The organism is Nonomuraea monospora, from assembly GCF_039531895.1.
Classification (GTDB): Bacteria; Actinomycetota; Actinomycetes; order Streptosporangiales; family Streptosporangiaceae; genus Nonomuraea; species Nonomuraea monospora.
Window position 1 is genome coordinate 1 of sequence record NZ_BAAAQX010000074.1, and the last position, 17,018, is coordinate 17,018.

Below are 17,018 nucleotides of genomic sequence, written 5' to 3' on the forward strand. Positions count from 1 at the left end.
CGGCGTTGTGGCTGGCCCGCCAGGTCCCGACCTGGCACGAGCCGTTGCGGCTGATGGACGGCACCCCGATCCGCTGCGGCGCCTCGCGGGTCACGGTCAACCGGTCAAGCCTGGGCGAGATCGCCGGGTACGGCATGGACAAGTCCCACCACGCCTTCTACTGGGGCGCCAAGCTGATGCTGATCACCACCGCTGACGGCGCGGTGACCGGCTTCAGCCTGGCTCACCCCAAAGAGCTCGATGAACGCAAGCAGGCCCTGCACCTGATGCACGTCCACCCGATAGCCGGCGGGCCGTGCCCGATCGTGTGCGACAAGGGATTCGCCGGCGCCGGCATCGAGAAGGCCGCCGCCGACCTGGGCCATCTCCTGATCCGGCCGGCCCGCGAAGACGAGCCTGCACGCGCCCTGCCCTTTCCCGGCTGGCTGCGCCAGCGCATCGAGGCGATCATCTGGACCCTGAAGAACCAGCTCGGCCTCGAACGCCACAACGCCCGCCACCCGGACGGCCTCTGGGCACGCATCAGCCAGCGCATCCTCGCCCTCAACGCCGCAATCTGGCACAACTGGAACACCGACGCACCAGTGAAACGGTCTCTGACCGCCTATGACCACTAACCAAATTCACATCAGCGATCTAGCCGGCCCGGGGGCGCTGGCGCGTGGGGCCGCGCCGGGGTAGAACGTTGTTCTATGCGAATCCTGCGCACGCCGGACGATCGCTTCACCGACCTGCCCGGCTTCCCCTACACCCCCCACTATGCCGAGGTGGGCGACGGCCTGAGGATGGCCTACGTCGAGACCGGCCCCGCGGACGGCGAACCGGTCGTGCTCCTGCACGGCGAGCCGAGCTGGTCCTTCCTCTACCGCCACGTCATGCCGGAGCTGGCCACGGCCGGTCTGCGCGCCATCGCCGTGGACCTGATCGGTTTCGGCCGCTCCGACAAGCCGGCCGACCTGGCCGACCACACCTACGCCAGGCACGTGGAGTGGACCCGCGCCCTCCTGCTGGACGCGCTGGGCCTGACCGGCATGACCGTGGTCGGCCAGGACTGGGGCGGCCTGATCGGCCTGCGGGTGGCGGCCGAGCACCCGGAGCGGGTGGCCAGGATCGTGGCCGCGAACACGGGCTTGCCGACGGGTGACATTCCTATGCCCGAGGTCTGGCACCGCTTCAGGAACGCGGTGCTCAAGGCCCCCGTGCTGGACGTCGCCCGGCTGGTCCAGGCGGGCTGCAGGAGCGAGCTGCCCAAGGAGGTGCTGGCGGCCTACGACGCGCCGTTCCCGGACGAGTCGTACAAGGCGGGGCCGCGCGCGATGCCCGGGCTGGTGCCGACCGCGCCGGACGACCCCGCCGCGCCCGCCAACCGCGCTGCCTGGCAGATCCTCACCACGCTTGACAGGCCGTTCCTGGTGGCGTTCTCCGACAGTGACCCGATCACGGGGGGCATGGCGCCCATATTGCGCAAATCGCTGCGCGGCACGGCCGGCCTGCGACATCCTGTGATCAAGGATGCCGGGCACTTCCTGCAAGAGGACGCGGGGCCCGAACTCGGCCGTCAGATAGCCCTTTTCGTGACCTCCACCTAGCGTGTCAGGACCGCCCAATAGTCGGCCCGGTGCGGTATAACCGGGGGCGGACCGGGGAGGCGTGATGCGTGAGTCCGACAGGGCCCAGGCCGCGGGGCGGGCCGTGGCGCGGGATCTGTTCGAAAAGGTTCGGCTGCGTTATTTCCAGATTCCCCCGGCCGTGCGCCGGGTCCTCTACGTGGTCGTGCTCGTGGTCACCATGGGCGTCGGCGCCGCACTCGGCTGGGACCTGCTCCAGACCTTCCCCCTGGTGCTGCTGCTGCTCGCGTTCGTCGCGCTGACCATGCGCTATCCGCGGGCCGCGGCCACCGCGCTGGTGGTGGCGGGCTGGATGGCGCTGGCGGTGCAGGTCTTCGGGCGGCTCTTCCCCGAGGGCGCCGCCACCCTGCACGTGATGGTCTTCCTCGGGCTGCCCGTGGCCGGGGCCGCCCACCTCATCCGCTGGGTGACGCCGTGGGTGAGCACGCTGCTGGCGCTCGTCCCCGCCGGGGTGCTCGGCGCCGCGCTGTCGCCCGTCTCCGACGGCGTGGCCGTCTGGGTGGCGTGCGCCGCCGCCGTCGCCGTGCTCGGCTACCGGTTCATGCTGGCCAGGAAGGTCCGCGCGGCGAGCGTCGCCGCGGCGGAGCAGCAGGTGCGCGTCAGGGTCCGCGAGGGCAGGCCCGAGGTGCCGCACGACAAGTCGGGCGCGCCGCCGCAGATCTCGGTGGAGGAGGCGCTCGCCGAGCTGGAGAGCATGATCGGGCTCGCGCCGGTCAAGGAGCAGGTGCGCTCGATCGCCGCCTCCATCGAGGCGTCGCGGCTGCGGGCCGAGGCCGGTTACACGGCCGAGCGGCCCACCAGGCACTTCGTGTTCGTCGGCCCGCCCGGCACCGGCAAGACCACCGTGGCCCGCGCGCTGGCCAAGATCTTCTACGCGTTCGGCCTGCTGGAGACGCCTTACGTGGTCGAGGCGCAGCGGGCCGACCTGGTGGGCGAGTTCCTCGGCGCGACCGCGATCAAGACGAACGAGCTGGTCGACAGGGCGCTGGGCGGCGTGCTGTTCATCGACGAGGCGTACGGGCTGATCAACTCCGCCGACGGCCAGCCCGACCGGTTCGGCGCCGAGGCCGTGCAGACGCTGCTCAAACGGGCCGAGGACGACCGTGAGCGGCTGATCATCATCCTGGCGGGCTACGAGCAGGAGATGGGCTCGTTCCTGACCAGCAACCCGGGGCTGGCCAGCAGGTTCGCCACGCGGGTGCGCTTTCCCGGCTACTCCCCCGCCGAGCTGGTCGAGGTCACCGAGCTTCTGCAGCGGCGCAGGGGCGACCAGATGGACGACGCCACCAAGCGGGTGCTGCTCGGCCTCTACGACGACGTGCACCGCCGCGGCCTGGTCGACGAACTGGGCAACGCCCGGTTCGCGCGCAGCCTGGTGGAGGCCGCCGCGCAGGCCCGCGACGTCCGCGTGGTGGGCGCCGGCGGCACGCCGACCACGCAGGACCTCGTCACCACGACCACGCCCGACGTGACCAAGGCGTTCGAGGAGCTGACCGCCCGCTTCCGCGGCTACGTGGCCACGCCCACGCTGGAGGAGGCGCTCGCCGACCTCGACAGGATGGCCGGGCTGGCCCCGGTAAAGCGGCAGGTGCACGCGATCGCGGCGCAGCTCCAGGTGGCCAGGATGCGCCAGGAGCGCGGGCTGCCCACGCCGCAGCAGATGCGGCACTTCGTCTTCGTCGGCCCGCCCGGCACCGGCAAGACCACGGTCGCCCGGGTGCTGGGCCGCGTCTTCGCCGCGCTCGGCCTGCTGGCCAGGCCCGACGTGGTCGAGGCGCACCGGGCCGACCTGGTCGGCCAGCACCTCGGCGCGACCGCGATCAAGACGAACGAGCTGGTCGACAGGGCGCTGGGCGGCGTGCTGTTCATCGACGAGGCCTACAGCCTGGTCAACCCCGGCTACCAGGGCGGCGACGCGTTCGGCGCGGAGGCCGTCCAGACGCTGCTCAAGCGGGCCGAGGACGACCGCGACCGGCTCGTCGTCGTGCTGGCGGGCTACGAGCGCGAGATGGACGCGTTCCTGTCGACCAACCCGGGCCTGGCCAGCCGGTTCAACCAGCGGGTGGCCTTCCCCAGCTACTCGCCGCGCGAGCTGTCGCAGATCGCGGTGCTGCTGGCGGAGAAGTCGGGTGACAACTTCGACGACGAGGCGCTGCAGCGGCTCGACGAGGTGTTCACCTGGGTGTGCGAGGACCGGCTGATCGACGGTTTGGGCAACGGCCGCTTCGCCAGGTCGCTGTTCGAGCGCGCGGCCATGCGGCGTGACGTGCGGCTGGCCGCCCACGCCTCGCGCGGCGGCTCCGCCAGCGCGGCCGACCTGACCACCATCACCAGCGAGGACGTCCGCACCGCCGTGGACGAGCTCTCCGGCCGCTGACCCATTTCCCGCCTTCTTCACGCCTTCTTCACGGCTCTCGTGCGGCGCGATGCTCGCATGGTGTAGCAATATGACTACGATAAGCCACGTCCAGTGGCTCGGTCGTGCGTGTCGCGCGCGCAGGAGGGGGAGCGATGGCGGGGTTCCTGGCCCGCAGGCTGCTCAACTACGCCGTGCTCGTGGTCGTGGCCGCCAGCCTCGCCTACCTGCTCGCGGCCATGGCCCTCGACCCGCGCTCCAACTACGCCGACCGCACCCCGAAACCGCCGCCCGCCGTGGTGGACGCGCAACTCGCCGCGCTCAACCTCAACGACAAGACGCCGCTGCTTGAGCGCTACGGCGTCTGGGCGAGCGGCGTGCTGCGCGGCGACCTCGGCAGGACGGTCGCGGGCGCGCCCGTCAACGAGGACGTCAAGCGCCGCATGGGCGTCACGTTCCGGCTGGTCATCCTGGGGCTGGTGTGCGGCAGCCTGCTCGGCGTGCTGGTGGGCGCGCTGGCCGCGGTCCGCCAGTACGGGTGGTTCGACCGGCTCTCGACCGGGCTGTCGTTCCTGGTGCTGGCGGTGCCGGTGGTCGTGCTGGCCAACATGCTGATCCTGGTCGCCGCGTGGGCCAACCAGCAGGTGTTCGGCCGGCAGGTGCTGCTGGTCAGCGGCGAGTACAGCACCGACGTCGAGGGCTTCTGGAGCCAGGTGGTCGACCGGCTGCAGCACCTCGTCCTGCCGACGGTCTCGCTGTCGGTGGGGCTGATCGCCGTCTTCAGCCGCTACCAGCGCAACATGATGCTGGACGTGCTCGGCGCCGACTTCGTCCGCACGGCCAGGGCCAAGGGGCTGAGCAGGCGCAAGGCGCTGACCAGGCACGCGCTGCGCACCGCGATGATCCCGGTGGTGACCTACTTCGCGTTCACGTTCGGCGCGCTGCTGACCGGGGCCACGTTCACGGAGAAGATCTTCGGCTGGCACGGGCTGGGCGAGCAGCTCATCAACTCGATCTTCAGCAACGACGTCAACACCGTCGCCGCCATCTCCCTGCTGGCCGCCGTCTCCGTGCTGTGCGCCGCGCTGGCCGCCGACCTGCTGCACGCGGCGCTCGACCCGAGGGTGCGGGCCTGATGACGCTGTCGGAGGAGGAGCAGGCGGAGGAGCTCGCCGACGGCGTGCTGACCAGGGCGCCGTCCAGGATGCGGATGGTCGCCGGGCGGTTCTTCCGCTCCACGCAGGGGCTGATCGGGTTCGCGGTGCTGGCGCTGATGTTCCTGCTGGCCTTCGTGGGGCCGCTGTTCAGCCCGTGGACGTACACCGACAAGGACTTCACCGCCTTCATGCAGCCGCCGTCGGCGCGCCACTGGTTCGGAACGCTCCAAACGGGCTCCGACGTGTTCGCCGTGACGTTGCGCGGCATGCAGAAGTCGCTGGTCGTGGGGCTGCTGGCGGCGCTGGTCTCGACGGCGCTGGCGGCGGTCGTGGGGGCGTTCGCCGGCTACTTCCTGGGGTGGACCGACCGGGTGCTGAGCTGGGTGACCGACCTGCTGCTGGTGCTGCCCGCGTTCCTCATCCTGGCGATCCTGTCGCCCCTGTTCGGGTCGGGGCAGTGGCCGCTGTTCGTGGTCATGCTGGCGCTGTTCCTGTGGATGGTGACCTCGAAGATCGTGCGCGGGATGGCCATCTCGGTGAAGGAGCGCGAGTTCGTCCAGGCCGCCCGCTACATGGGCGTGCCGCCGGTGCGGATCATCTTCCGCCACGTGATCCCCAACCTGTCGTCGCTGCTCATCGTGGACGCCACGCTCAACGTCAGCAGCGCCATCCTCACCGAGACGTCGCTGTCGTACTTCGGCTTCGGCATCCAGCCGCCCGACGTGTCGTTCGGCACGCTCATCGCCGACGGCTCCAAGACCGCGGTCTACGCGCCGTGGACGTTCTGGTTCGTGGCCGGGCTGCTGGTGATCACCGTGCTGGCGGTCAACCTCGTCGGCGACGCGCTGCGCGACGCGTTCGACCCCTCCTCCGGAAGGCCGTGATGGACGACGAGCCGGTGCTGGAGGTCAGCGACCTCAACGTGTCGTTCGGCGACGTGCGCGCCGTGCGCGGCGTGAGCTACGCGGTACGCCGGGGCGAGGTGCTCGGCATCGTCGGCGAGTCGGGCTCCGGCAAGTCGGTCACCTCGGCCGCCGTAATGGGCCTGCTGCCGCCGGGGGCGCGCGTCTCCGGCTCGGTACGCCTGCACGGCAGAGAGCTGATCGGCGCCCCCGAGCGGGCACTGAACTCCTTCCGCGGCAAGGCCGTGTCGATGGTCTTCCAGGACCCGCTGTCCGCGCTCACCCCGGTCTACCGGGTGGGCGACCAGATCGCCGAGGCGGTGCGCGTGCACCAGCGGGTCGGCAGGGAGACCGCCCTGGTCAAGGCGATCGAGCTGCTGGAGCTCGTGGGCATCCCGCGGCCGGCGGAGCGGGCGCTGGCCTTCCCGCACGAGTTCTCCGGCGGCATGCGGCAGCGCGTGGTGATCGCGATGGCCATCGCCAACGACCCCGACGTGATCATCTGCGACGAGCCGACCACGGCGCTCGACGTCACCATCCAGGCGCAGGTGCTGGAGGTGCTCAAACGGGCGCAGGCCAAGACCGGCGCGGCCATCGTCATGATCACCCACGACCTGGGGGTGGTGGCCGGGTTCGCCGACCGGGTGCTGGTCATGTACGCCGGCCGGCCCGTCGAGGTGGGCGGCGTGGACGACATCTACTACCGCACCCGGATGCCGTACACCGCGGGGCTGCTCGCCTCCGTCCCGCGCGTGGACCGGCGCGGCCGGCAGCCGCTGACGCCCATCGAGGGCAACCCGCCGTCGCCGGGCGCGCTGCCGCCCGGCTGCCCGTTCGCGCCGCGCTGCCCGATGCGGATCACCGAGTGCGACGAGGCGGAGCCGCCGCTGTTCGAGGTGGGCCGGGATCATCGGGCGGCGTGCATCCGGTGGCAGGAGGTGCACCCGCGCGGGCCCGGCCGGCACGCGGCGCCGCCCGACGGTGGCGGTGGCGGCCGGCTGCGTGTGCGCGGCGAGCGCACCGTGCTGGAGGTGCAGCGGCTGGTCAAGGACTATCCGCTGCTCAAGGGGGCGGTGTTCAAGCGCCGGATCGGCACCGTGCACGCGGTGGCCGGGGTCAGCTTCGACATCCGGCAGGGCGAGACGCTGGGGCTGGTCGGGGAGTCGGGCAGCGGCAAGACGACCACGCTGACGCAGATCCTGGAGCTGGCCGCGCCCCAGGACGGCCGCATCGTGGTGCTCGGCCACGACACCGCCAAGCTGGGGCGGGGCGAGCGCGTCGAGATCAGGCGCGACATGCAGGTCGTCTTCCAGGATCCGCTGGCCTCGCTCGACCCGCGCATGACCGTGCACGACATCCTCGCCGAGCCGCTGCGTACGCACGGGTGGGGCGGGCCCAGGGACGGCGCGGGCCGCGGCGCGGGCGGCGCGCGCGGCCAGACGGGCGGCAGTTCGGGCAGCGCGGACGGCAGTTCGGGCAGCGCGGGCGGCAAGGCGAGCGGCGGCGCGCGCGGCCAGACGGGTGGCGGGGCGGACGCCGTGGGGTGGCGGGTGCGGGAGTTGCTCGCGCTGGTCGGCCTCGATCCCGCCCACGCCGCCCGCTACCCGCAGGACTTCTCGGGCGGGCAGCGGCAGCGCATCGGCATCGCCAGGGCGCTGGCGCTGGAGCCCCGGCTGCTCGTGCTCGACGAGCCGGTCTCCGCGCTCGACGTGTCGATCCAGGCCGGCGTGATCAACCTGCTCGACTCGCTCAGGACCAGGCTCGGCCTGTCCTACCTGTTCGTGGCGCACGACCTGGCCGTGGTGCGCTCCATCGCCGACCGGGTCGCGGTGATGTACCTCGGCAGGATCGCCGAGATCGGCCAGGTGGACGCGGTCTACGACAACCCCTCCCATCCGTACACCCAGGCGCTGCTCTCGGCGATCCCGCTGCCCGATCCGGTACGCGAGCGCGCCCGCGAGCGGATCCTGCTCGAAGGCGACCTGCCCAGCCCGGCCAACCCTCCGACGGGCTGTCGATTCCGCACCAGGTGCCCCAAGTTCCGCGCGGAGCTCACCGACGGGGAGCGTCAGCTCTGCGTCGGCGTCGAGCCCGAGGTGCGGCCGGTGGGCGAGGACCACGGTGCGGCCTGCCACTACGCAGAGAGACGCGAAGTCGTATAGACCTCGCTCGATCCAGGAGGAATTTCGCGCGATGAACTCATCACGTCGTGTCGTGGCCGCGGCCATGGCCGTCACCGCAGCGCTCCCGCTGCTGCTCGCGGGCTGCGGCTCGGGTCAGGGCGGCGTCCCGGGGAGCCAGGACAGCGCGGGGGACGAGCGGACGATCAAGGCTTCCGACGTCAACCCGCAGCCGCGAGACAAGGTCAAGGACGGCGGCACGCTGCGCTGGGGCATCAACGAGTTCCCCAGCCAGTGGAACCGCAACCACGTCGACGGCAACCTCGCGATGGCCGCCGTGATCAGCAACGCGCTGCTGCCCGCGCCGTTCACCTCCGACGAGAAGGCGGAGATCTCGGTCGACGCCGACTACGTGCTCGACGCCAGGGTCACCGAGCAGCGGCCGAAGCAGGTGGTGACGTACCGGCTGAACCCGAAGGCCAAGTGGTCCGACGGCAAACCGATCACCTGGGCCGACTACCAGGCGCAGTGGCAGGCGCTGAGCGGGCGCGACCCCGCCTTCCACATCGTCTCGGCCACCGGTTACCAGGACATCGAGAAGGTGGCGCGGGGCAAGGACGACCACGAGGTGGTGGTGACGTTCCGCAAGCCGTTCGGCGACTGGCAGGCGCTGTTCGGGCCGCTGCTGCCGGCGGCCACCAACCGCAGCGCGCAGACGTTCAACAACGCCTGGGTGAACCAGATCCCGGTGACGGCGGGGCCGTTCAAGTTCGGCGGGTTCGACCAGACGGCCAAGACCATCACCATCGTGCGGGACGACACGTGGTGGGGCGACCGGGCCAAACTGGACAAGATCATCTATCGGGCGTCCGAGCAGGACTCGCTGATCGGCGCGTTCAACAACGGCGAGCTGGACATCATCGACGTCGGCACCTCCGCGCCCAACTACGCGCGCGCCAAGGCCACCACGGGCGCCCAGGTGCGCCAGGCGGCCGGCCCCGACTTCCGGCACCTGACCTTCAACGGCTCCGGCGAGCTGCTCAAGGACCGCAACGTCCGCCAGGCCGTCCAGCTCGGCATCAACCGCCAGGCCATCGCCCAGTCGGACCTGCAAGGGCTGGACTGGCCGATCGCGCTGCTGAACAACCACTTCTTCATGAACACCCAGGAGGGCTACCAGGACAACGCCGGGCCGCTCGGCGCCTACAACCCGGAGAAGGCCAAGCAACTGCTGGACGCCGCCGGATGGAAGCTCAACGGGACGGTCAGGCAGAAGGACGGCAAGCCCATGGACCTGCGCTTCGTCGTGCCGTCCGGGGTGCAGACCAGCAAGGCGGAGGGCGAGCTGGTGCAGACCATGCTCGCCCAGATCGGCGTGAAGGTCACGATCAAGGCCGTGCCCAGCGACGACTTCTTCACCAAGTACGTGATCCCCGGCAACTTCGATCTCACGCCGTTCGCCTACATCGGCACGCCGTTCCCCGTCTCCAGCAGCTACGGCATCTACGCCAACGCCGCCAACGGGCAGAGCTGGAACGCCAACTTCGGGCGTACCGGGTCGGCGGCCATCGACGAGGCCATGAGCAGGGCCGCGCAGAGCCTAGACCCCGTACGCGCCCGCGCCGCCACGAACGCGGCCGACCGGCTCATCTGGGAAGAGGTCAACGTGCTGCCCCTCTACCAGCGGCCCCAGCTCGTGGCGGTGCGGCAGGAGCTGGCCAACATCGGGGCGCGCGGCTTCGACGACCTGCGGTACCAGGACATCGGCTTCACGGACTGAACCTGTCCGCTATCGGAGGTAGACATGTCCGTGTGAAAGTGACCTGGTCCCAGATTCTCGCCTGGCGGTTGAGCCGGCAGTTCGTCAGCGCGGCCGACGGCGGTGGTGCGGTGGAGGTCGCGCGGCGGTTGTGCGGGGTGCAGGCGCAGGTCGCCTCGTCCGCGCGGCTCGCCGTGGCGGTCAGGAGCGCGCGGCCGGATGGCTCCGAGATCGAACGGGCCTTGTGGGGGGAACGCACGCTCGTCAAGACGTGGCTCATGCGGGGTGGCACGCTGCATCTGGTGCCGAGTGATCAGCTCGCGGACTACTGCTCGGCGCTGAGCACGTTGCGGTTCTGGGAGAAGGGGGCGTGGCTGCGCGGCCAGGGGGTCACGGCTGGGGAGATCGCGGCGATCATGGACGCGGTCCCCGCCGTCCTCAACGAGCGGGCCACGTCGGTCGGGCGGGCCACGCCCGGTGAGCGGGCCGCGTCCAGTGCGCAGGCCGCTCACGGCAAGCCGGCCGCGTCGGGTGCGCAGGCCGCTCACGGCAGGCAGGCCGCGTCAGGGGCGCAGGGCGCGCTCGGTGAGTTGGCGCTGACCAGGGAGGAGCTGGTTGAGGCCGTGGTGGCGCGGACCGGGGACGCGCATCTGCGGGAGGCGCTCGGCTCGGGGTGGGGTGCGTTGCTCAAGCCGCTGAGCCGGTTGGGTGAGCTGTGCTACGGGCCGCCGCGCGCGGGCAAGGTGACCTTCACCACGCCACGCGCCTGGGTGCCTGGCTGGCCCGGCGAGCTGCCACCCCAGGAGGAGGCCGGGGTGCGGCTGGTGCGGGCCTTCCTGGGCGCGCACGGCCCGGCCACGCCGCAGATGTTCGACGCGTGGCTGTTCGGCGGGACGGCGCCCAAGGCGGTGCTGAAGGGCTGGTTCCGCGAGCTGGCGCCCGAGCTGACCGAGGTGGAGACCGACGACGGCACCACGCTGCTGGCGCTGACCTCGCACCTCGACTCCCTGGCGGCCACCGAGCCCTCGTCGGCAGTGCATCTGCTGCCCGGGTTCGACCAGTACATCCTGGGCGCGCCGCGCAACCTCGCGCCGCTGCTGCCGCCGGAGCTCAAGCCGAAGGTGAGCAGGCAGGCCGGGTGGATCTCCCCGGTGGTGGTGCACGAGGGGCGGGTCGCCGGGGTGTGGGAGGCCAAGGGCGGCGACCTCGTCACCGATCTCGCCGCTCCCGTGCCCCCCGGGCTGCTGGACGAGGCGGTCGCGCGCATGCGCAAACTCCTCGACGCGCTCAGCGCCGAGGGTCGGCAGGAGTCCTAGCCCGAGGCGGCAGGGCTGCTGGGCCGATAGGCGGCAGGGCTCCTGCGCCGAGTGGGCGGCGGGCGCCCAGGCCGAGGTGCCGAGGGCGAGGTGCCCAGGCCGTGGTGTCTAGGCCGTGGTGTCTAGGCCGTGGTGCCGGCCATGGTGCGGTCCACCAGGCCCTCGTTGCCCTCCTCGCGCGCGCAGTGGGCGCAGCAGTACCAGTGCTCGCCCGACTGCACGCCGTGCCCGATGACCTTGGTGCCGCAGTGCTCGCAGATGGGCGCCATCGCCTCGATCGCGCACTGGAAGCAGTCGAAGGTGTGCACCGCTCCCTGCGCGTGCACCTCGAACGCCATGTCGTAGTCGTTGCCGCAGGTCTCGCAGACAGCCATGGTGATCCCCTTTGCAGTCGATCCGCCGGGGGGATACCCGGTTCCGTGGTCTCTCTTCCCCAAGAAAGCGCCATATTCCGGCTCACGGGCGTTCGATGGCGGCCCGTACGAGGAGCGGCAGGCCCAGCAGGCCGAGGGCGGCCAGGGCGGCGGGCAGGCCGAGCCACCCGCTCAGCCCCGCCACCAGCAGCGGGCTCACCACGAACCCCGTGTAGGAGATCGTGGACACCCCCCACACCATCGTGCCGCTGGGGTCGTCGGCGGCGGCCCGGCTGAGCAGGGCGGGAACCAGCGGCCCGAGCGCCAGCCCGGTGAGCCCGAACCCGACCAGCGAGACCACCACTCCCCCACCGAACCCGGCCGCCGAGGCCGCCGCTTCCCCACCGAGCGAGCCGCCGAGCCCGAAGATCGACCCGCCGAGCCCCGCCAGGGCGATTCCGGCGCCGCCGCCGGCCCCCGCCACCACGTACAGCACCTTGAGCGGCACCCTGGGCAGCGCCTGCACCACCAGCCGCCCCGCCGTGAGTGCCGCCATGTAGACGGAGGGGGCGGCGCTGGCGACCAGCGGGGTGGCGCCCCGGTGCTCCTCCAGCAGCAGGACGGACCACTGCTCCACGGAGTTCTCGACGATCAGGACGCAGGCGGCCAGCACCCCCAGCACGACCGCTGCCCCCCACAGCCGCCGCCCGTCGCCGGTGCTCTCCTCCTGCGGGCCGCGCCCCTGGGGCAGCGCCAGGAGGACGAGCGACGTGGCCGCCACGATCAGGGCGATGATCACGAGCACGGTGGCGACGCCGAGCCCGTACGAGCGGGCCAGACCGGTGAGCGGCGCGGCGGCGATGACCGCCACCGGGAAGGCGGCGTGCACGGGCTGGAAGAGGCGGCGGCCGGTCTCGCGTTCGGCGCGTCCGGTGGCGAGGTTGAGCGCGATGTCGAGGGCGCCGCTGGTGGCGCCGACCAGCAGGAGGGCGAGCGCGAGCTGCCAGGCGGTGCCGGCCAGCCCGATGGCGGCCACGGCGAGCGCGAAGAGGATCAGGGTGGTGGCCAGGGCGGTGCGTTCGCGTCCTCTGGCCAGCCGTCCGGCCAGCGCCATCGCGGGCAGGGCGCCCACCGGTACGGCGCTGAGCGCCAGCCCGAGATCGCCGGCCGTGAGGCCGAGTTCGTCCTTGATGGCGGGCAGCAGGGCCGACCACGACCCCCAGAACACGGCCCACGCCGCACAGACCGCGATCAGTGGCATTTACCGGATCTCCTTGAAATTTCGGTCAAGACACAGTAAAGATCAGCCTTGCCCATATACCCGTTCAAAGGACAGCTCGTGCTCATCCGTTCGGTCATCGCGGCGAGTCTCGTCGCCGCCGGCATCGCCGCCGTTCCCTCCTCCGCGTACGCCGCCACGGCCGCCTACTCCCCCGAGCGCGTCTGCGGCAAGGGCTTCCATCGGGTCAAGGACGGCCATCGCGCGATGCGGACGCGCGACGGAGCCGTTTTCGGGCACGTCTACCTGATGTACAACAAGCGCAGCGGCAAGAACTGCGTCGCCGCGATCAAGACGGCCTACACCGGCAGGCGCACGGTCACCGGCGCGTACCTGGAGGTCAAGGGCGGCGGCCGGAGCGAGGACGCGCAGCGTTACCAGTACTACGCCGAGACCGGGCACATCGACGGCGCCTGGAAGTGCGTGAAGTACGAGGGCTGGACCCGCGACCCCGACAACCGCGTCACGGCGTGGGGCGGGCGCAAGAGCTGGGGCAACTGCGACGGCTGATCGGGGGTAGGGATGCGCTGAAGGTTTCTGCGCCGTACGTGTCACATCGGGGCGGGCTGTCCCGTCCTGGTGGCGTACGACGAAACCTTGGAGGTTCGCATGACCCAGCGCATCAATGTCGCCCAGCAGGTGCCCCAGGCCTTCCACCACTTCCTCGCCGTGGAGAAGCTGCTGCACGAGAGCGAGCTGCCCACCCCCACGCTGGAGCTGGTCAAGCTGCGCGCCAGCCAGATCAACGGCTGCGGCTACTGCGTGGACATGCACAGCCGCGACATGAAGAAGGCCGGTGAGAGCGACGAGCGGCTCTGGATGGTGGCGGCGTGGCGCGATGCCACCGTGTTCACGCCCGAGGAGCGGGCCGCGCTGGCGCTGACCGAGGAGGCGTGCCGGCTGGCCGACCGCGAGGCCGTGCCTGACGCGGTGTGGCAGCAGGCGGCCGAGCACTACAGCGAAAAGCAGCTCGGTCTCCTCATCGTGGCCCTCGCCATGATCAACGCGTGGAACCGGATGAACGTTATCGCACGTACCACGCCCGGTCAGTGACCGAGGGCACCGGCTCACCCCGCAGAAATGCATGGAGCGGGCGGGCCGGGCCCGGCTAGGTTGGCGTGCATGGCGGGCGTCGAGCGCCCGCCATGGCGCCGCCGGGAGGCGCGGCGCACTTTCGGGACGAGGAGAGCGGACGCGCTTCGGAAGGGGGAGATCATGAAACGCGTCAGGATCGCCAAGCCGACGGCCAAGCGGCGCACCCGGGCCACGGAGCTGGACCTCCGGTCACCGGCCGGTCGCAGGCTTCCCTATTGACGTACTCCTTACACCGAACTTACGGGGGTATCGGTAGATAACATAGGTAACAGATCCATCACGGGGGGCTCACGATGAACAGGCTTGTGGCGGTGCCGCCACCCGTCGCGCGGCACAAGGTCCGCGACATCCGGTCGATCGGCCGCCGCACGCCCCCCGCGGATCCGAAGGTGATCGATCTGCACGCCTACACCGGCAAGAACGTCATCCGCTTTCCCGGCGGGCCCACTCCGGCCGCCTGAGGGCCGGAGCGGGCGGGCGCGTCAGCCGTACAGGCGCTTGGCGTAGGCCTCGCCGTAGTAGCTCTCCAGTTGCTCGAGGCTCTCCTCGACCGGCTGCACCTCCTTGACCAGCCTGGCGTGCGTCGGCAGCGTGTCGGCGGCCCAGGCGTCGGGCTTCCACAGGGACGAGCGCAGGAACGACTTCGCGCAGTGGAAGAAGATCTGCTCGATCTCGACGACCAGCGCGAGGTGCGGGCGGTGGCCCTTGACGATCAGCTCGTCGAAGAACGGGGCCTCGCGGACGAGCCTGGCCCGGCCGTTGATCCGCAGGGTCTCGTTCCGCCGGGGGATCAAAAAGATCAACCCCACATGCGGATTTTTCAGGATATTGAAGAACCCGTCCGCCCTGCGGTTCCCCGGGCGGTCCGGGATCGCGATCGTCGTGTCGTCGATGACGTGCACGAAACCGGCCGGGTCGCCCTTGGGCGAGACGTCGCAGTTGCCCTCGTCGTCCGAGGTGGCGATGAGGCAGAACGGCGAGGCCGCCAGCCACTCGCGGTCGCGCTCGTGCAGGCGCTGCCGCTCCTTGGTCGCGGCCCTCGGCAGGACTTCGCCGAGCAGCTCCCGCAACTCGGCTTCCGACCCGATTTCGGCCCAGCTCATGTGTTACATCTCCCTTCGAGGGGTTACACCCGATTTTGTCAGGTAATCGGGTCGAGCATCCGATGTGGCGTCCGAAGGGCGAGACTGACCTGGTCCTGCCGCGTGTCGCCGGCGAGGCCGGGGCCGGGCCGCATCTCGACTTCCTCCAGCCTCACCACGCCGCCGCAGGTCGGGCAGTACGACGTGGGCTCCAGCCGGCCGCCGCAGCTCACGTGGTGGAACAGGCGGCGGGGGCCGTACGTGGCGAGGTGCCGCTCGCTCCACTGCGCCAGCGCCAGGACGGGCAGCCACAGCTCGTGGCCGGCGGGGGTCAGGACGTACTCGTCGCGGGGCGGCGCCTCCTGGTAACGGCGGCGCTCCAGGATTCCGGCCTCGGTGAGCGTGGTCAGCCGCTGCGACAGCACCGCCTTCGGGATGTCGAGGTGGGCCTGGAAGTCGCCGAAGCGGCGCACCCCGTACAGGGCGTCGCGGACGATCAGCAGCGTCCAGCGCTCGCCGACCACCTCCAGCGCGCTGGCCAGCGCGCAGTTCTGGCCGTCGTAGTTCTTGCCGAGTGCCATGCCGCCCATGTTAGTTCATTCACCGAACCGTGTTAGTGTGCGCGCCATGAGTTCAATCACTGAACCGACAGTGCGGCCGGGGACGCTCGCCGCGACCTCCGCGGTGCCGCTGCTCGTCCTGACCAACTTCACGCTGCCGATGGCGACGCTGCCGCAGACCGCCGCGTCACTGGGAGCCGGGCCGACGGGGCCGGTGTGGATCCTCGGCTCCATCGCGCTCGGGCTGGCCTCACTGCTGCTCGTGGCCGGCGGGCTGGCCGACGACCACGGGCGCAAGCGAGTGCTGGTGGCGGGCACGTCCGCGATGGCCGCCGCCGAGGTCGTCGGCGCGCTCAGCCCGAACGTGCCGGTGTTCGTGCTGGCCAGGCTGGTGCAGGGCGCGGCAGGGGCCGCCATGCTGGCCGCCAGCCTCGGCATCGTCGGGCACGCCTACCCGTCGGGAAGCGAGCGGGTGCGGGCCACCGCGCGCTACGGGGCCATGATCGGGCTGGGCACCGCCGTGGGGCCGCTGCTGTCCGGGGCGCTGGCCGCGGTGGTGAGCTGGCGGGCGGCGTACTGGCTGATGGCGGCGGGCGCGCTGGTGCTGGCGGTCGCGTCGGCGCGGACGCTGGAGGAGTCACGCTCGCAGGCGCCGCGCAGGTTCGACGTGCCCGGGGTGGTGCTGCTCAGCCTCGGCGTGGCGGCGCTGGTGGCCGGGGTGACCGAAGGGCGGGCCGGGTGGGGGCGGCCGGTCGTGGTGGCGGCGTTCGCGCTGGCCGTGGTGCTGGTGGTGGCGTTCGTGGCCGTCGAGCGGCGGCGGGCCGAGCCGCTGCTGGACCTGGAGCTGTTCAGGCGGCCGGTGTTCCTGGTGGCGACCGGCGGGGCGCTGGTCGTCGGGGCCGCGGTGGTGGGGCTGCTCAGCTACCTGCCGAGCGTGCTGCAGGTGGCGCACGGGCTGACGCCGCTGGACACGGCGCTGCTGTTCTGCGTCTGGTCGGGTCTGTCGTTCGTGGCGTCGCTGGCGGGCGGGCTCGTGCCGCTGCGCGCCGCCGCCCGGCTGGCGCTGGGGCTGGGCCTGAGCGCGCTCGGCTTCGCCGGGTTGCTGGGGGTGGGGTACTCGCTGTCGCTGCCGCTGGTCGTCGGCGGGCTGGCCGTCAGCGGGGTCGGGTCCGGGCTGATCAACTCCTCCATCACGCAGTTGGCGATCGAGAGCGTGCCCGCGCATCGGGTGAGCATGGGGTCGGGGGCGAACAACACGGCCCGGTACATCGGCTCGTCGCTGGGGGCCGCCGGGGTGGCGGCCGTCGTCGGGAGCCTCGGGCCTGGGCAGGGGGCCTTGGTGGCGGTGGCGGGGTGCGTGGTGCTGACGGGCGTCATGGCGCTGACCGCATTGCTGGTGCGTTCCTGAAGC

Annotated in this window: 16 protein-coding genes; 12 read left to right on the plus strand and 4 right to left on the minus strand. The window is 71.5% G+C overall.

Annotated elements, in window-relative coordinates:
- The 8 genes from ABD331_RS59425 to ABD331_RS59460 form a co-directional block, all read left to right on the plus strand.
- Positions 1 to 617, plus strand: a 617-nt coding sequence (locus ABD331_RS59425) for a transposase (RefSeq protein WP_344496241.1), incomplete at its 5' end; no start/stop codon positions are given.
- Positions 618 to 692: 75 nt separating this feature from the next.
- Positions 693 to 1,589: a haloalkane dehalogenase gene (locus tag ABD331_RS59430; RefSeq protein ID WP_344496243.1), complete on the plus strand. Its 897-nt coding sequence runs from the start codon at positions 693 to 695 to the stop codon at positions 1,587 to 1,589.
- 64 nt (positions 1,590 to 1,653) lie between these two features.
- Positions 1,654 to 4,005, plus strand: a complete 2,352-nt coding sequence (locus tag ABD331_RS59435; RefSeq protein ID WP_344496245.1) for an AAA family ATPase — start codon at positions 1,654 to 1,656, stop codon at positions 4,003 to 4,005.
- 134 nt (positions 4,006 to 4,139) lie between these two features.
- Positions 4,140 to 5,120, plus strand: coding sequence for an ABC transporter permease (locus tag ABD331_RS59440; protein ID WP_344496247.1), 981 nt, complete (start codon positions 4,140 to 4,142; stop codon positions 5,118 to 5,120).
- The gene (locus ABD331_RS59445; RefSeq protein ID WP_344496249.1) at positions 5,120 to 6,025 is read left to right on the plus strand and encodes an ABC transporter permease; all 906 of its coding nucleotides are present in this window, start codon (positions 5,120 to 5,122) and stop codon (positions 6,023 to 6,025) included. The genes ABD331_RS59440 and ABD331_RS59445 overlap by 1 nt, the downstream gene beginning before the upstream one ends.
- The gene (locus ABD331_RS59450; protein ID WP_344496251.1) at positions 6,025 to 8,205 is read left to right on the plus strand and encodes a dipeptide ABC transporter ATP-binding protein; all 2,181 of its coding nucleotides are present in this window, start codon (positions 6,025 to 6,027) and stop codon (positions 8,203 to 8,205) included. The genes ABD331_RS59445 and ABD331_RS59450 overlap by 1 nt, the downstream gene beginning before the upstream one ends.
- A 31-nt stretch (positions 8,206 to 8,236) precedes the next feature.
- Complete coding sequence (locus tag ABD331_RS59455) at positions 8,237 to 9,943, plus strand: ABC transporter family substrate-binding protein (RefSeq protein WP_344496253.1); 1,707 nt, start codon at positions 8,237 to 8,239, stop codon at positions 9,941 to 9,943.
- A gap of 32 nt (positions 9,944 to 9,975) precedes the next feature.
- On the plus strand, positions 9,976 to 11,238 hold the full coding sequence (locus ABD331_RS59460; protein WP_344496255.1) for a DNA glycosylase AlkZ-like family protein: 1,263 nt from the start codon (positions 9,976 to 9,978) through the stop codon (positions 11,236 to 11,238).
- A gap of 122 nt (positions 11,239 to 11,360) precedes the next feature.
- Here the strand turns inward: ABD331_RS59460 and ABD331_RS59465 are convergent, their stop codons facing one another.
- Both ABD331_RS59465 and ABD331_RS59470 read right to left on the minus strand, forming a co-directional pair.
- Positions 11,361 to 11,612, minus strand: a complete 252-nt coding sequence (locus ABD331_RS59465; RefSeq protein ID WP_344496257.1) for a hypothetical protein — start codon at positions 11,610 to 11,612, stop codon at positions 11,361 to 11,363.
- Positions 11,613 to 11,694: 82 nt separating this feature from the next.
- Entirely contained in the window at positions 11,695 to 12,852 is a 1,158-nt protein-coding gene (locus ABD331_RS59470) for an MFS transporter (RefSeq protein WP_344496259.1), read from the minus strand.
- 78 nt (positions 12,853 to 12,930) lie between these two features.
- Here ABD331_RS59470 and ABD331_RS59475 point away from each other — a divergent pair, with 78 nt between their 5' ends.
- From ABD331_RS59475 to ABD331_RS59485, 3 genes are all read left to right on the plus strand, one after another.
- On the plus strand, positions 12,931 to 13,380 hold the full coding sequence (locus ABD331_RS59475; protein ID WP_344496261.1) for a hypothetical protein: 450 nt from the start codon (positions 12,931 to 12,933) through the stop codon (positions 13,378 to 13,380).
- A 99-nt stretch (positions 13,381 to 13,479) separates the two neighbouring features.
- Positions 13,480 to 13,923, plus strand: a complete 444-nt coding sequence (locus ABD331_RS59480; RefSeq protein ID WP_344496263.1) for a carboxymuconolactone decarboxylase family protein — start codon at positions 13,480 to 13,482, stop codon at positions 13,921 to 13,923.
- A gap of 335 nt (positions 13,924 to 14,258) precedes the next feature.
- Positions 14,259 to 14,426: a hypothetical protein gene (locus ABD331_RS59485; protein ID WP_344496265.1), complete on the plus strand. Its 168-nt coding sequence runs from the start codon at positions 14,259 to 14,261 to the stop codon at positions 14,424 to 14,426.
- 21 nt (positions 14,427 to 14,447) lie between these two features.
- Here ABD331_RS59485 and ABD331_RS59490 read toward each other — a convergent pair whose 3' ends face one another.
- Positions 14,448 to 15,068, minus strand: a complete 621-nt coding sequence (locus tag ABD331_RS59490; RefSeq protein WP_344496267.1) for a pyridoxamine 5'-phosphate oxidase family protein — start codon at positions 15,066 to 15,068, stop codon at positions 14,448 to 14,450.
- Positions 15,069 to 15,106: 38 nt separating this feature from the next.
- Entirely contained in the window at positions 15,107 to 15,628 is a 522-nt protein-coding gene (locus tag ABD331_RS59495; protein ID WP_344496269.1) for a winged helix-turn-helix transcriptional regulator, read from the minus strand.
- 46 nt (positions 15,629 to 15,674) lie between these two features.
- Here ABD331_RS59495 and ABD331_RS59500 point away from each other — a divergent pair, with 46 nt between their 5' ends.
- Entirely contained in the window at positions 15,675 to 17,015 is a 1,341-nt protein-coding gene (locus ABD331_RS59500; protein WP_344496271.1) for an MFS transporter, read from the plus strand.
- The last annotated feature ends 3 nt before the right edge of the window (positions 17,016 to 17,018 follow it).